General features: G+C 73.4%; 10 protein-coding genes and 2 pseudogenes. 6 read left to right on the forward strand and 6 right to left on the reverse strand.

The window, feature by feature from the left end; genetic code table 11:
• The first annotated feature begins 15 nt into the window (after nucleotides 1-15).
• Nucleotides 16-1,443 (forward strand): GNAT family N-acetyltransferase, encoded by a 1,428-nt coding sequence (locus tag AB0M99_RS25530; RefSeq protein WP_365924230.1) that lies wholly within the window; start codon nucleotides 16-18, stop codon nucleotides 1,441-1,443.
• Here AB0M99_RS25530 and AB0M99_RS25535 read toward each other — a convergent pair.
• A pseudogene (locus AB0M99_RS25535) lies at nucleotides 1,385-2,397 on the reverse strand (PLP-dependent transferase); the annotation flags it as partial. The gene AB0M99_RS25530 and the pseudogene AB0M99_RS25535 overlap by 59 nt on opposite strands.
• Before the next feature lie 93 nt (nucleotides 2,398-2,490).
• Here AB0M99_RS25535 and AB0M99_RS25540 point away from each other — a divergent pair.
• Together AB0M99_RS25540 and AB0M99_RS25545 are read left to right on the forward strand one after the other, a co-directional pair.
• A pseudogene (locus AB0M99_RS25540) lies at nucleotides 2,491-2,963 on the forward strand (Lrp/AsnC family transcriptional regulator).
• 57 nt (nucleotides 2,964-3,020) lie between these two features.
• Nucleotides 3,021-4,727: a DUF885 domain-containing protein gene (locus AB0M99_RS25545; protein WP_365924232.1), complete on the forward strand. Its 1,707-nt coding sequence runs from the start codon at nucleotides 3,021-3,023 to the stop codon at nucleotides 4,725-4,727.
• A 114-nt stretch (nucleotides 4,728-4,841) separates the two neighbouring features.
• Here the strand turns inward: AB0M99_RS25545 and AB0M99_RS25550 are convergent, their stop codons facing one another.
• On the reverse strand, nucleotides 4,842-5,360 hold the full coding sequence (locus AB0M99_RS25550) for a rhodanese-like domain-containing protein (protein WP_365924234.1): 519 nt from the start codon (nucleotides 5,358-5,360) through the stop codon (nucleotides 4,842-4,844).
• Between the two features lie 94 nt (nucleotides 5,361-5,454).
• Between AB0M99_RS25550 and AB0M99_RS25555 the strand changes: the two genes are divergently transcribed.
• Complete coding sequence (locus tag AB0M99_RS25555) at nucleotides 5,455-5,901, forward strand: Lrp/AsnC family transcriptional regulator (RefSeq protein ID WP_365924236.1); 447 nt, start codon at nucleotides 5,455-5,457, stop codon at nucleotides 5,899-5,901.
• Here the strand turns inward: AB0M99_RS25555 and AB0M99_RS25560 are convergent.
• The 4 genes from AB0M99_RS25560 to AB0M99_RS25575 all read right to left on the reverse strand — a co-directional run bounded on the left by AB0M99_RS25560 (nucleotide 5,891) and on the right by AB0M99_RS25575 (nucleotide 11,684).
• Nucleotides 5,891-8,902, reverse strand: coding sequence for an SMC family ATPase (locus AB0M99_RS25560; protein ID WP_365924238.1), 3,012 nt, complete (start codon nucleotides 8,900-8,902; stop codon nucleotides 5,891-5,893). The two genes, AB0M99_RS25555 and AB0M99_RS25560, sit on opposite strands and share 11 nt — an antisense overlap.
• A complete protein-coding gene (locus AB0M99_RS25565; RefSeq protein WP_365924240.1) occupies nucleotides 8,899-10,068 on the reverse strand; it encodes an exonuclease SbcCD subunit D in 1,170 nt (389 codons plus the stop codon). The genes AB0M99_RS25560 and AB0M99_RS25565 overlap by 4 nt, the downstream gene beginning before the upstream one ends.
• Before the next feature lie 254 nt (nucleotides 10,069-10,322).
• A complete protein-coding gene (locus tag AB0M99_RS25570; protein ID WP_365924242.1) occupies nucleotides 10,323-10,718 on the reverse strand; it encodes a hypothetical protein in 396 nt (131 codons plus the stop codon).
• A 117-nt stretch (nucleotides 10,719-10,835) separates the two neighbouring features.
• Nucleotides 10,836-11,684: a caspase family protein gene (locus AB0M99_RS25575; protein WP_365924243.1), complete on the reverse strand. Its 849-nt coding sequence runs from the start codon at nucleotides 11,682-11,684 to the stop codon at nucleotides 10,836-10,838.
• Nucleotides 11,685-11,911: 227 nt separating this feature from the next.
• Between AB0M99_RS25575 and AB0M99_RS25580 the strand changes: the two genes are divergently transcribed.
• Nucleotides 11,912-12,775, forward strand: a complete 864-nt coding sequence (locus AB0M99_RS25580) for a DNA/RNA non-specific endonuclease (protein WP_365924245.1) — start codon at nucleotides 11,912-11,914, stop codon at nucleotides 12,773-12,775.
• Nucleotides 12,776-12,777: 2 nt separating this feature from the next.
• Nucleotides 12,778-13,776 (forward strand): hypothetical protein, encoded by a 999-nt coding sequence (locus tag AB0M99_RS25585; RefSeq protein ID WP_365924247.1) that lies wholly within the window; start codon nucleotides 12,778-12,780, stop codon nucleotides 13,774-13,776.
• Nucleotides 13,777-13,796: the final 20 nt, after the last annotated feature.

Raw genomic sequence — 13,796 nt, forward strand, 5'->3', positions numbered from 1 at the left:
GTCACTGTGGTCTGCATGACTGACCGCATGCATGCCTCCGCCCAGCGTCCCCACCGCCACCACTGGCGCCGCGACGTCGTCGAACTGGCCGCCCTGTTCTGCGCCGTCGCGGTCGCCGACGCCATCGCCAATCTCGTCGTGCACGGCCCCAAGGGCCCGGTCCTGCTCGTCGCCTCGGCCGTCGCGCTGCTCGTCACGGCGGCGTTCCACACCTGGTGGGCGCGCCGCCACAGCCATGCGCCGCCGCCGCTGAGTACAGCCCCCTCCGATACGGGCACGGCCGGGGCTCCCGCCCCGGCCGAGTCCCCGTCGGCGGCCGCGGCCACCAGCACCCTGTGGCGGATGCGCACGACCGTACGGGACGAGCCCGGCAGCCTCGCCGCGATCTGCACCGCCCTCGCCGGGGGCGGCGTAGACATCCTGACCCTCCAGACGCACCCGCTCCCCGAGGGCGGCACGGTGGACGAGTTCCTGCTGCGCGCCCCGCAGCAGCTGCCGTCCGCCGAGCTCACCCGCGCCATCGCCGGGGCCGGCGGCAGCAGCACCTGGATCGAGCGGGCCGACGCCCACGACCTGGTCGACACCCCGACCCGCGTCCTCGGCCTGGCCACCCGCACCGCGCTCGACGCCGCCGAGCTCCCCCTCGCGCTGCGCCAGCTCCTCGGCCGCTGCACCATCCACTCGATCCCCGCGACCACCCTCTCCGGCCGCCCCAACTCCGGCGCCGACGCCCCCGTCGAGGGCGTCCTGGAGGCCACCGTGATGCGGCTGCGCGACCCCTCGGGCGGCGCCATCACCGTCGAGCGGCCCTACCTGCCCTTCACCCCGACCGAGTTCGCCCGCGCCCGCGCGCTCGTGGAGCTCGACGCCCGCCTCGGCCCCCGCGTGCCGCGCAGCCAGGACGTGCTGACCCTGCCCGAGGGCAACGAGATCACCGTCCGCCGCGCCGACGGCTCCGACCTGCCGGCGGCGCGCGCGATGCACGACCGCTGCTCCGACCGGACGCTGTCGCTGCGCTACCACGGCCCGGTCTCCGACGCCGACCGCTACCTCGGGCACCTGCTGAGCCCCCGCTTCGGCCGCACGCTGGCCGCGACCACGGCTTCCGGCAAGCTCGTCGCACTCGGACACCTGCTGTGGGACGGCGACGAGACCGAGGTCGCGCTGCTGATCGAGGACGACTGGCAGCGCCGGGGCATCGGCACCGAGTTGCTCGGCCGCCTGGTCTCCATGGCCGTGGAGGCCGGCTGCGACAGCGTGTACGCCGTCACCCAGGCCTCCAACACGGGCATGGTCGCCGCCATGCGCGGCCTCGGGCTCCCCCTCGACTACCAGATCGAGGAGGGCACCCTGGTGATCACGGCCCGGCTGGACGCGACCCCGGTCAGCTCCCGGCTGCCGTACGAACTTCCGCGTGAGCAGCCGCGGAACCACCAGCGCTGAGCGCCCGGTCCAGGTCGGCCCACAGGTCGTCCACGTCCTCCAGCCCGACCGGCATCCGCGGCAGCCGGTCGCTCACGCCCGATGCGTGACGGTCTCCCTCGGCCACGATCCGGTGGCTGATGGAGGCCGGGTGCTGGATGAGGGTGCCACGCTGCCCAGGCTGACCGCCGGGGTGGTCAGCCGGACCGCGGCGATCACCTCGTGCGGGTCGCCGGAGGTCTCGAAGGCGACCATCGCCCCGCCGCTGCCCGGGTGGTGCACCCGCAGCACCCGCGGGTCGGCGGCGCTCGCGCAGGCCGCCCGTACCCGCACCGGGAGCGTCGAGAGGCCCCGTAGCAGCAGATACGCGGCGAGCGAGCCGGAGCAGCACACCGCCGGTCGCGAAGCGGCCCTGACGCAGCGTGCGGGCGAAGTCCTCGTCGCAGGCCACGACCCCGCCGAGCACGTCGCCGTGGCCGCCCAGGTACTTGGTGGCGCTGTGCAGCACCAGCCGGGCACCGCTCCCGGCCGGCCGCTGCGGGCCGGGCGTCGCGAAGGTGCTGTCGACCAGGAGCGGCACCTCCCCGCAGGCGTGCGCGGCGGCCCCCAGGTCGATCTCCGCGAGGGTCGGTTGGCGGGCGACTCGATCATCACCAGCCCGGTGTCCGGGCGAATGGCGTCCGCGATGCCCGCGGGATCCGCCCAGGTCACCTCGGTGCCCAGCAGGTGGTCGCCGCACCCGTAGAGGAGACGTACGGCGACCACGTGCCGCAGCCCCATCGAGCCCCGTACCAGCAGGGTGGCGGCCAGTGCGGCCATCCCGCTCGCGGAGGCGACGGCGCTCTCGGTGCCCTCCAGCCGGGCCAGGGCGGTCTCGAACCGGGCGGTGGTGGGATTGTCCAGCCGGGAGCAGACCGGCGGGCCCTGCGGACGGGCTCCCGTGGTGGCGAACCCCTCGATACGAGCGTCCTCCGCTGACCGTCGCAGGGTCCGGGCGTTCGTCTCCATGGCCGGTACTCTGCGGTCTCGTCCGGTTGTGGCGGGAACCCTTCGTGCCGCGTTCGGCCAATGTCCGGATCGGCCCTTCTGGATCCGGTCGCTCTGCAGATTCTGCGGCTCCTGCAGAACGACGCACGGAGCACCTACCGCGATCTGGCCGCCGAGCTCGGAATCGCCGCGCCACCTGCCCGGACCGTGTCGCACGGATGCGCCACTGCGGGATCGTCCTGGGCAACCGCCTGCGGCTGGATCCGGCCAAACTCGGCCGGGGCCTGGAGGCGCTGCTCCTCATACGGGTCCGCCCGCACCGCCGGGAGCTGATCGGCCCCTTCGTGGACCGGGTCCGCTCGCTCTCCGCTTCCCGGGCCGCCTTCCGCCTCACCGGACCCGACGACTACCTCGCGCACGTCGCCGTCGCCGATCCCGCCGAGCTCCAGCGGCTGGTTCTCGACGAGTTCACCTCGCGGCGCGAAGTCGCCCGTGTGGAAACCGGATTGATCTTCCAGGAGTGCGACTGCGGGCCGCTGCTCCCGCCCCCGTAAGCCGGATGAAGCCAAACGCTGATGACGCGGACCCGTCCCACATACGAAGATGTCCGCATGTCAGAGACCCACAGCAACAGCGCCGGCGCCACGCGCCTGCCCCGCCAGGTGGCCGACGCCTATGTCGACGACCTCATCGCCCTCGACCCGATCACGGGCACCTACCTCGGTGTCGCCGCGAGCTCGGGCAAGCTCCCGGACTACTCCCCGGCCGGCCGCGCCGCGATCGCCGACCTGAACCGCGCCACCCTCGCCCGCCTCGACGCCGCCGAGCAGCTGCCGGGCGCCGACAGCGACGCCGAGCGACGCTGCGGCCGCCTGCTCCGTGAGCGCCTGAACGCCGAACTCGCGGTCATCGAGGCCGACGAGGACCTGCGCGCGGTCAGCAACATCCACTCCCCCGTGCACTCGATCCGCGAGGTCTTCACCCTGACCCCGGCCGACACGGACGAGGACTGGGCCGCCATCGCCGAGCGGCTGCGCGCCGTGCCGGCCGCGATCGCCGGGTACCGCGAGAGCCTGCAGCTGGGTCTGGAGCGCGGCCTGCACGGCGGCCCGCGCCCCACCGCCACCATGATCGACCAGCTCACCGCCTGGACCGTCCAGGACGGCGACGAGCCCGCCTTCTTCGAGGACTTCGCCTCCCGCGGCCCCGCCTCCCTGCGCGCCGAGCTGGACACCGCCGCCGCCGGCGCCACCGCCGCCACGGCCGCGCTGCGCGACTGGATGACCGAGGTCTACGCCCCGGCCGTCCAGAGCGGCCCCGACACGGTGGGCCGCGAGCGCTACGCCCGCTGGTCCCGCTACTTCAACGGCACGGACCTGGACCTGGACGAGGCGTACGCCTACGGCTGGTCGGAATACCACCGGCTGCTCGCCGAGATGAAGACCGAGGCGGCCAAGATCCTGCCGGGCGCCGGTCCCTGGGAGGCGCTGAAGCACCTGGACGAGCACGGCACCCACATCGAGGGCGTCGACGAGGTCCAGGCCTGGCTGCAGGGCATCATGGACGAGGCCATCGAGAACCTCGACGGCACGCACTTCGAACTCGCCGAGCGGGTCAAGAAGGTGGAGTCGCGCATCGCCCCGCCGGGCGGCGCCGCCGCCCCGTACTACACCAACCCCTCCGAGGACTTCTCCCGTCCGGGCCGCACCTGGCTGCCGACCATGGGCCAGACCCGCTTCCCGGTCTACGACCTGGTCTCCACCTGGTACCACGAGGGCGTTCCGGGCCACCACCTCCAGCTCGCGCAGTGGACGCACGTCGCGGACCAGCTCTCCCGCTACCAGGCCAGCGTCGGTCTCGTCAGCGCCAACGCCGAGGGCTGGGCCCTGTACGCGGAGCGGCTGATGGACGAGCTGGGCTACCTCAAGGACGCCGAGCAGCGCCTGGGCTACCTGGACTGTCAGATGATGCGCGCCGCGCGCGTCATCGTGGACATCGGCATGCACCTGGAGCTGGAGATCCCGGCGGACTCGCCCTTCCACCCGGGCGAGACCTGGACGGTGGACCTGGCGCAGGAGTTCTTCGGCCTCCACAGCGGCCGGCCGGCGGACTTCATCGAGAGCGAGCTGACCCGCTACCTGTCGATGCCGGGGCAGGCGATCGGCTACAAGCTGGGCGAGCGCGCCTGGCTGCTGGGCCGCGACAACGCGCGTGCGGCGCACGGCGATTCCTTCGACCTGAAGGCGTGGCACATGGCGGCGCTGTCGCAGGGCTCGCTGGGGCTGGACGACCTGGTGGACGAGCTGTCGAAGCTCTGACCCGTATGCGCGACGAACGGGCCGCCCGTTCCCCGGGGGGAGCGGGCGGCCCGTTCGTCGTCCGCGGAGCCATGCCGTCCGCGGAGCCACGTCGTCCGCGTACGGGCCGCGGCATCAGCAGCCGCAGTCGTCGGAGTCCGTCGGCGCGGTCAGCGGGTCGGCCTCGGCGCGCTGCTGGTTGCCCTGCCAGGTCTCGACCTCGAAGCCCTCGCGGATCCAGTACTCGATGCCGCCGAGCATCTCCTTGACCTGGAAGCCGAGCTGGGCCAGGGCGAGGGCGGAGCGGGTGCCGCCGTTGCAGCCGGGGCCCCAGCAGTACGTCACCACGGGGACGTTCTTGTCGAGGAGCCGCTCGGCCTGCTCGGCGATGAGGGCGGTGGGCAGGTGGATCGCCCCGGGCACGTGCGCCTGGTCCCAGGACGGGGTGGAGCGGGAGTCGATGAGCTGGAAGCCGAGCTCGGCGCCCTGCTCACGGTGGGCCTTGAAGGCGGCGGCGACATCCGACACGTCCGCGTGGAAGGCGAGGCTGGCGGCGAAGTAGGCGGCTGCCGCGGCCGGGGCCGCCGGCGGGACCCGGAGCACGGGGTTGGTGGTGGCGGCGGGTGCGGCTGAGGTGTTCTGCGTCGTCGTCATGGCTGAAAATCTACAAACTGTTGATGATCTCGGGAAGTGGTTTTCCTCGGCCTTTCCCTTGTTCCTCCGGGGAATCCCCTGCTAGACCTGCATCATGACCGGTTATTCCCCTGACGCCACCGACTGGCGGATCTTGGCCGTCCTCCAAGAGGACGGCCGTGCCAGTTTCACCGAGCTCGCGCGCGCCGTGTCCATGTCCGCGAGCGCCGTCACCGAGCGGGTCCGCCGGCTGGAGGAGCTCGGCATCATCACGGGCTACACGGCCGTGGTCGACCGGGAGAAGCTGGGCAAGACCATCCTCGCGCTGGTGCGGCTGCGCTATCCGCACGGCAACTACAAGCCGTTCCACGACTTCCTGGACGTCACCCCCGAGATCCTGGAGGCCCATCACGTGACGGGCGACGACTGCTTCGTGCTGAAGGTCACCGCCCGCTCGATGGCCCACCTGGAGGAGATCACCGGCCGGATCGCCGGCCTCGGCCCGGTGACCACCAGCATCGTGTACTCGTCCCCGCTGCCGCGGCGGCCCCTCAGTCCGTGACCCCCGCCGTGCGGTGGCGCACCACCGAGCCGCCGCGCTGCTTGACGATCTCCAACTGGGCCTGGACGCGGGTCCGCAGGTCCGCGACGTGGCTGACGATGCCGACGCTGCGGTCGCGTTCGCGCAGCGAGTCCAGTACGTCGAGCACCTCGTCCAGCGCCTGGTCGTCGAGGCTGCCGAAGCCCTCGTCGATGAAGAGGGTGTCCAGCCGCATGCCGCCCGCCTCGTCGGTGACGACGTCGGCCAGGCCCAGGGCGAGCGCGAGGGAGGCGAAGAAGGTCTCGCCGCCCGACAGGGTCGCGGTGTCCCGCTCGCTGCCGGTCCAGGCGTCCACCACGTGCAGGCCCAGGCCGGAGCGGCCGCGTCCGCCGGCCCTGGCGTCGGAGTGGACCAGGGTGTAGCGGCCGCCGGACATGCGCAGCAGCCTGACGGTCGCGGCGGCCGCGACCTGCTCCAGCCGGGCCGCCAGGACGTACGCCTCCAGCCGCATCTTGCGTTCGTTGTCCGCGGAGGTGCCCGCGGTGAGTCCGGCCAGCCGGGCCACCCGCTCGTACGCCTCGCGCAGCGGACCCAGGGCGCGCAGCTCCTGTTCGGCCTGGCGGGAGAGCCGGTCCAGCTCCGTACAGCGCACCCGGGCGGCGTCGACGGCGGATCCCGCGGTACGGAGCTTCGCCGCGGCCCGCTGCGCGTACGCCTCGGCGGCGTCCGGCCGGGCCGGTGCCAGGGCCGCCGCGGCAGCGGTGTCGCTCTCGGCGAGCCGGTCGGCCAGCATGGCCTCCTCGGCCTGCCAGGCGTCCAGCCGGTGCTGGAGCGCGGTGCGTTCGTACTCCGGGAGCACCGCGTCGGCCGCGGCGTCGGTGGTGTCGAACCCGGCCCGGAACGCGGCGTCGGCCAACTGGTCGTCGGCCTCCTTGAGCCGCGCGGCGGTCGTCTCGGCCCGGCGCAGCGCGGCGGCTGCCGAGGTGACGATCCGGACCCGGTCCTCCAGGGTCCGGGCGCGCGCCGCGACGCTGGGCTCGTCCCCGCGCACGAGGACCAGCTCCGCCTCCAGCGAGGCCTGTTCCCGGTCCAGGGCCTCGCGCCGCGAGACCCTGGCGGCGGCCCGGCGCTCGGCGCCCTGCCAGTCGGAGCTGCGCGCCGCGTGCTCCCGCTCGGCGCGGGCCAGCTGCTCGCGGGCGGCGTGCAGTCCGGCGGCCGCGGCGTGGGCGGCGGCGTGACGGGAGCTCAGGTCCGAGGTCAGGGCGAGCAGTTCCCCGGTGGTGGCGTCCCCCGCGGCGGCCTCGGCCTCGGTGCGGGCCTGGCGCACAGCGGCCAGCTGGCGCTCGACCGCGGCCCGGCGCTCCTCGGCCTGCTCGTAGCGGGCGTGCGCCGTGTCCTCGGCGGCCCGGTCCACGTGGCCGGGGGCCGGCCGGGCCGGAGCCGGATGTTCCGCGGCTCCGCAGACCGTGCAGGGCTCCCCCGCCACCAGCGCTTCGGCCAGTTCGGCGGCGATCCCGCGCAGCCGGGCCTCCTTCAGCTCCAGCCAGCGCTCCCGGGCGGCGGTCGACTCCTCGCGTACGGAGAGCAGTTCGCCCGAAGCGCGCTCCGCGGCGGCGTCCAGCTCGTCGCGCCGCCGGGCGGCGTTCAGGCGCAGCCGGGCCGGCTCCAGCTTGCCGGCGAGCTGCTCGGCCAGGGTCGCGGCCTGCTGGGCGGCGTCCGCGCGCTCCGCGAGCCCGGCCCGGGTGGACTCCCAGCTCCCGAGCCACTCGGCGGACTCCTGGTGCTGCTCCTCGGCGGCGCGGCCCTCCCGCTCCAGCGTGGCCCGCTCGCGGCCGATCTCGGCACTGCGCTGCTCGGCCCGGTGGGCGGCGCCGAGGGCTCCGAGGTCCTCGCGCAGCCGCTGTTCCACGGCGGCCAGGTGCTCGGTGCCCGCCTCGGCGAGCGGCGGCGGGAGTTCCGCCCGGGCGAGCGACTCCGCGTGCGCGGCGGCCATGTGCCCGGCGGCCGCGGCTCCGCGCAGCTCCAGGGCGGGGGCCACCAGGGCGCCGCGCCGGGCCCGGTCGAGCAGGCCGCGCACCCGTTCCCGCTCGGGCCCCGCTTCGGCGAGCAGGGCCGAGCGGCGGGCCGTCTCCGCGTGCCGGTGCTGCAACCGGTCCAGCTCCCGCGCCTCCTCGGCGGCGCGCCGGGCGGCGGCGTACCGTCCCTCGACGGCAGCCAGCGCGTACTCCGCGACGGCCAGCCGCTCCCGGGCGGCGCACCGGGCGACGGCCGCCCAGGCCCGGACCGCGTCGGCGAGCCCGGGGTCGCCCGGCTGGTGGCCGGGCAGCGGCCAGGCCCGCAGGTCGGTGCTGTCCCCGGCGGCCTGGGCGAGCCGCTGGGCGGTGGAGAGGACCTTCTCGTCGCCGGCGCGCACCTTGGCCTCGGCGGCGCGGCGGCGCTCGCCGAGCAGGGTCTCGACGGCGGCGAAGCGCCGGGTGTCGAACAGCCGGCCCAGCAGCCGGCCGCGCGCCACCTCATCGGCCCGCAGGAAACGCGCGAACTCCCCCTGGGGCAACAGCACGACCTGGCAGAACTGCTCGCGGCTCATGCCGAGCAGTTGCTCGATCTCCTCGCCGATCTCCTGGTGGGAACGGCTGAGCGCGAGCCAGCGTTCCCCGTCGTACTCCCGCAGCCAGCTCTGCGCCTTGTCCTTGGTCGTCCCGGTGCCGCGCTTCTTGGGCCGGTCCTGCTCGGGCCGCCGGGTGATCTCCAGGCGCCGCCCGCCCGCGGTGAGTTCGAGGGTGACCTCGGTCGGGGTGTCGGCGGCGGCGTGGTCGCTGCGCAGGCTGGTGCCGGGGGCCTGGCGGGAGCCGGGCACCGATCCGTAGAGGGCGTAGCAGACCGCGTCGAGGATCGAGGTCTTGCCCGCCCCGGTGGGCCCGTGCAGCAGGAAGATCCCGGCGCCGGACAGCGCGTCGAAGTCGACCTCCTGGGGCTCGGCGAAGGGCCCGAAGGCGGTGACGGCCAGCCGGTGCAGCCTCATCGGTGGGTCTCCTGCCGGCTGTCATCGGCCCGTACGTCGTCGAAGGCGCCCTGCAGTACGGCCCGTTCGGCCTCGTCGGCGAAGCCCCCGCCGCGGACGTGGGTGACGAAGTCCTCGGCGATCTCCTGGTCGCTGCGCCCCTTGAGGCGCTGGGCGTAGCTGACCCCGCCGTCCTCCTCGCGGCCCTCCGGGTCGAAGGAGAGCGCCAGGGTGTGCGGGAACCGGACGGCGAGCCGCGCCATCGGGTCCTCGGGCCGGACGGGGTCGGTGAGGGTGGCCTCGACCCAGCACTCCTCGTACGGGGTGTGGGCCGGGTCCTCCAGAAGTTTGTCGAGGCGCCCGCGCAGCCGGGCGAGCCGGCGGGGCACGGGGGTGTCGATGCGCTCGGCGCGCACGGGTGCGCCGGCGGCGCCGAGTTCGATCAGCCACATGGTCTTGCGGTGGTCGGCCTCGGAGAAGGAGTAGGCGAGCGGGGAACCGGAGTAGCGCACCCGTTCGTTGATCGTCTGGCAGCCGTGGAGGTGGCCGAGGGCCGCGTAGTCGACGCCGTCGAAGACTGCGGCGGGCACGGCCTCGACCCCGCCGACGGTGATGTCGCGCTCGCTGTCGCTGGCCTGGCCTCCGGTGACGAAGGCGTGGGCGAGAACGACGGAGCGGGTGCCGGGCGCGCGGCCGGCCAGGTCGGCCCGGATCCGCTCCATGGCCGCGCCCAGTACGGCCTCGTGGCTGACCTTCTGCGCGCCGAACTCGTCCTTGACCAAGGCCGGCTCCAGGTACGGCAGCCCGTACAGCGCCACCTCACCGTGTGCGTCGGCCAGCACGACGGGGTCGGCGCAGCCGGCCGCGTCGGTCCTGAGGTGGATCCCGGCGCGCCCGATGAGCCCGGCCCCGACGCCGAGGCGGCGGGCGGAGTCGTGGTTCCCGGAGATCATCACGGTGGGCACGCCGAGGTCGGCGAGCCGGTGCAGGGCCTGGTCGTAGAGCTCGACGGCGGGCAGCGGGGGCACGGCCCGGTCGTAGACGTCACCGGCGACGAGCACGGCGTCGACCTCGTGCTCGCGGGCGGCCTCGACGAGGTGGTCGACGAAGGCGGCCTGGGCGGCGAGCAGGTTCACGCGGTGGAAGGAGCGCCCCAGGTGCCAGTCGGAGGTGTGCAGAAACTTCACTCGACCCGCTCCGACCTTCTGACCTGCACGTTTACTGCTCCTCCACCTCCGAAACCAGCACCTGACCAGCACGGGCGCCGCGGACGGCACCCACCACGCTAACGCCGGTCGGCACCTGATCCGCCACAGACCTCAGTCTGCCACCGGCGTGCGGGGTCGGGTGACCAAAGCCGTCAGCGGTGATCCGGACATCTGGATCATGACGCCCTGACGCCCGCCTGCGGGGCGGGCGTCAGTGGCTCACGGGGTATGGCTCACCCGGTGGAGGCCAGTCGGGACACCGCCGCGGCGTTGTCCGCCCTGGCCTGGTCCCGGCTGGCCGGCGGGACGCACACCACGTCCCAGGGTGCGGCCTCGCGCCAGACGTAACCTGCCCTGCAGGTGTCCGGGCCGTACGCGCCGCCGCCGGGCTGCTTGCGGGACGGACCGAGCCGGTTCTCACGGGCCGACTGGTCCCGGATGTCCGGGGTCACGCAGACCACGTCACCGGTGTACGCCTCACGCCACACATAGCCCTGTTTGCAGGTGAACGGCCCGTAGTCGCCCTCCGTGCTCGCGGAGCCCGCCGGGGCCACGGCGCCGAGCAGGCCGCCCGCCAGCACCAGTGTGACGGCCGACCGGCCGAGCCACCGGCGAATGTCCGTAGTCATGTGAACCTCCTTCGCTACGACGGCTCTTGGCCGGCCGCCTGAAGGCATAGAGGGGCGATATATACCTCTTCAATCCACTTTAGGCCCAATGGTGTCGATCCGGCTTGTTCGCGGATCTCAGACCGTGAAGGGCTTCTGATCGAGGAAACTCGTCGCCGGCGCCCCGGTCAGGTAGAGGTTGGGGCTCTGGATGGCCGGCATGCGGCGCTGGATCGCGCGGTGGAAGGTGCGGTACCCGCCCCGGAATTGCCCGTCGTCCCAGACCTTGAGCAGGTGCGCGGTGAACAGGCCGTTGACGTCTCCGTCCGAGGCGACCTGATTGTCCTGACAGGCCGCGATGAGGAGGGCGTCGGGTTCGCGCACCCCGTCCCGCGCGTTCTTCAGCTCGCGCTGCAGCCCGGTGTAGAACTCCCGGTCACGGGCGAGGACCTCCTGCTGCTTGAACATCGGCATCAGCCGGGAGGCGGCCTCCACCTTGGCCGGATCCTTGGTCTTGAACTGCGATTCGAGCGCCTCCGGGGTGAGCATGTCCTGCACGGACTCGATGCCGCTGCCGCTGTGGCAGCAGTCGAGCAGGGCGACGATGCGCACCCCCTCGGGCATCCGGCGGAACTCGGCGTAGAGCTCGTCGTCGAGGAACATGCGGTCGTAGAACACCAGGGTCTCGTCGAGCTTGTCCGGTTCGTCACCGGTGGTGTCGTCCACCTGGCCGCCGTGGCCCGAGTACGTGAAGAGCAGGATGCCCCCCGCCGTCAGCCGGCCGGCCGCGTCGCGCAGGGCGGCGGTGATGTTCTCGACGGTTCCGTCGGGGGTCAGGATCACCTTCTCGTCGAAGCCGTTGGCGCGGGCGAGGGCCGCCATGTCGCGCGCGTCGTTCTCGCAGGCGTTCAGCTGGCCGTCCCAGCCGTCGTACTTGGCGGGGTCGACCGAGTTGAGTCCGATGTGGATGGACAGGCCATTGGGCATGGAGGGCCTCCTTCGGCGCAGGGCACCGGGTCACGGATGTCACGGGTGTCACGGGGAGTCGCCTCATGTGTTCCGTGGCCGGACCCCGGCTGAACCAGGAGTGCGCCTGCGCCCCCCGATCGGGCCTCTTCCAGCGCCCCCGAGGGGCTCCTCCGAGCGTGGCCCCTGTTCGAGTGACTTGGCGACGGACACCGTGAGTGATCGCCGCAGCGCGGTACTTCCATCCTATGAACACTTCATCTGGGGCCGCGGCCTCGCGCGGTCCGCTGGACGATCGCACCGGCTACGACGAGGCCTTCCTGGGCGAGGTCGTGCCCCTCCCCATGCCCGGCGACGGCATCCCGACGATCGTTCTGCCGTACACCCACTTCACGGTGGTCCACCGTCCCGACCGCCGGTTCGCGGCCTCCACCGCCGTCTGCATCGACGGCTCGGCGCTGGTGGAGGACGTGGACCGGGAGGACAAGTGGAACCTCGACCCGCGCATCCCGGCGAACCAGCAGGCCGGCCAGGCCATCTACGCCGACAACGACCTGGACAGGGGACACCTGGTGCGCCGACTGGACCCCGTGTGGGGCTCGGTCACCGAGGCCAACAAGGCCAACACCGACACCTTCCACTTCACCAACGCGGCCCCGCAGCAGAACACGTTCAACCAGGGCAAGAAGCTGTGGCTGGGGCTGGAGAGCTTCCTCCTCGACCACGCGGCCAAGTTCGACCGGAAGCTGAGCGTGTTCACCGGCCCGGTGCTGCACGACTCCGACCCGCCCTACCGCGGCATCCAGGTACCGCTGCGCTTCTGGAAGGTGACGGCCTTCATCCAGGACGGCAACCTCGCCTCCACGGCGTACATCCTCGATCAGAGCCCCGACCTCAGCCGGGCCCGCGAGCAGGCCATGGCGGGGGCCAAGGCCGGCCCGCCACCGCTGGGCGCCTTCCGCACCTTCCAGGTGCCGGTGGCGGACGTCGCCGAGGTGACCGGCATCGGCTTCGGCCGGCTCCCCGAAGTGGACCTGATGCCTCCGGTCCGCGACCCCGGGGACCGCTGGCGCCGCCTGGAGAGCTACGACGACATCCTGATGCGGAACTGACCGTGGGAGCCACGGTCGTCTACGTCCACGGCAACGGGAACAAGGTCCGCGAGGAACTGCTCAAGTCCCAGTGGGACCGGGCACTGTTCGGCACCGACATGGGGAGCGCCTCCCGCATGGCGTACTGGGCCCCGGTCCGGTACCCCGACCCGCTGCCGGACCGGCAGGACGACCGGACGGAGGACGACCCGACGGAGGACGACCCGACGGAGGACGACCCGACGGAGGACGGGCCGGGCGGCATCGAGGAGCTGCCCGGCCCCGGGGCGCAGGCCCCGCCGGAGGAGTTCGTGGCCCAGGTCCTCGCCGAGGCCCGGCGTGAGGCGGCGGCCTCGGCCGGCACCGAGAAGGGCGCCGCCCGCGACCCCGCGGCGGAGGAGCGGCTCGCGGGCTGGCTGCGGGACATGGCCTGGTTCGCGGACACCCTCGTCGGCGACGACCTGTCGGCCGGCTCCGGCGCGAGCGACACCCCGAGGGTCCTGCCGCTGCCCGGTTTCGCCCGCAAGCAGGCGTTCCGGCTGCTGGTGGAGCGCACCTACAAGGACGTCCACGCGTACTTCTTCGGCGGGGCGGGCCCGGCCATGCGCGAGGTGGTGCGGGCCGCACTGCCCGCGTCCGGCAACGGGCCGCTGGTCGTGGTTGCGCACAGCCTGGGCAGCATCGTGGCGTACGAGGTGCTGCGCGAGGAGCAGCGCCCGGTCGACCTGCTGGTCACGGTCGGCTGCCCGCTGGCGATCCGCGAAGTGCAGGACGTGCTCGCGCTGCCGCCCGCGGTGCCGGGCGGGACCTCCGTCTGGCACAACGCCTCGGACCTGCGGGACCTGGTGGCCCTCGACCACACCCTGCGGCCCGAGTACGCGCCCGTGGACCTGGTGACCGATCACCTGGTCACCAACAGCAGCGCGAACCACCACGGCATCCGCGAGTACCTGGCAGCCGGTCCGGTACGGGACCCGGTCCGGGCCCTGTTCGGCCGCCTTGCGACGGAACAGACCCGGTGAAACCATGAAATGTGTCAGCC

The organism is Streptomyces sp. NPDC051183 (assembly GCF_040682455.1).
Lineage (GTDB): Bacteria > Actinomycetota > Actinomycetes > Streptomycetales > Streptomycetaceae > Streptomyces.

Excerpts from the sequence above, each read along its gene's own strand:
- AB0M99_RS25570 (WP_365924242.1), bottom strand. The coding sequence starts at position 10,718 with ATGACTACGGACATTCGCCGGTGGCTCGGCCGGTCGGCCGTCACACTG.
- AB0M99_RS25575 (WP_365924243.1), bottom strand. The coding sequence starts at position 11,684 with ATGCCCAATGGCCTGTCCATCCACATCGGACTCAACTCGGTCGACCCC.
- AB0M99_RS25530 (WP_365924230.1), top strand. The coding sequence starts at position 16 with ATGACTGACCGCATGCATGCCTCCGCCCAGCGTCCCCACCGCCACCAC.
- AB0M99_RS25555 (WP_365924236.1), top strand. The coding sequence starts at position 5,455 with ATGACCGGTTATTCCCCTGACGCCACCGACTGGCGGATCTTGGCCGTC.
- AB0M99_RS25580 (WP_365924245.1), top strand. The coding sequence starts at position 11,912 with ATGAACACTTCATCTGGGGCCGCGGCCTCGCGCGGTCCGCTGGACGAT.
- AB0M99_RS25560 (WP_365924238.1), bottom strand. The coding sequence starts at position 8,902 with ATGAGGCTGCACCGGCTGGCCGTCACCGCCTTCGGGCCCTTCGCCGAG.
- AB0M99_RS25550 (WP_365924234.1), bottom strand. The coding sequence starts at position 5,360 with ATGACGACGACGCAGAACACCTCAGCCGCACCCGCCGCCACCACCAAC.
- AB0M99_RS25545 (WP_365924232.1), top strand. The coding sequence starts at position 3,021 with ATGTCAGAGACCCACAGCAACAGCGCCGGCGCCACGCGCCTGCCCCGC.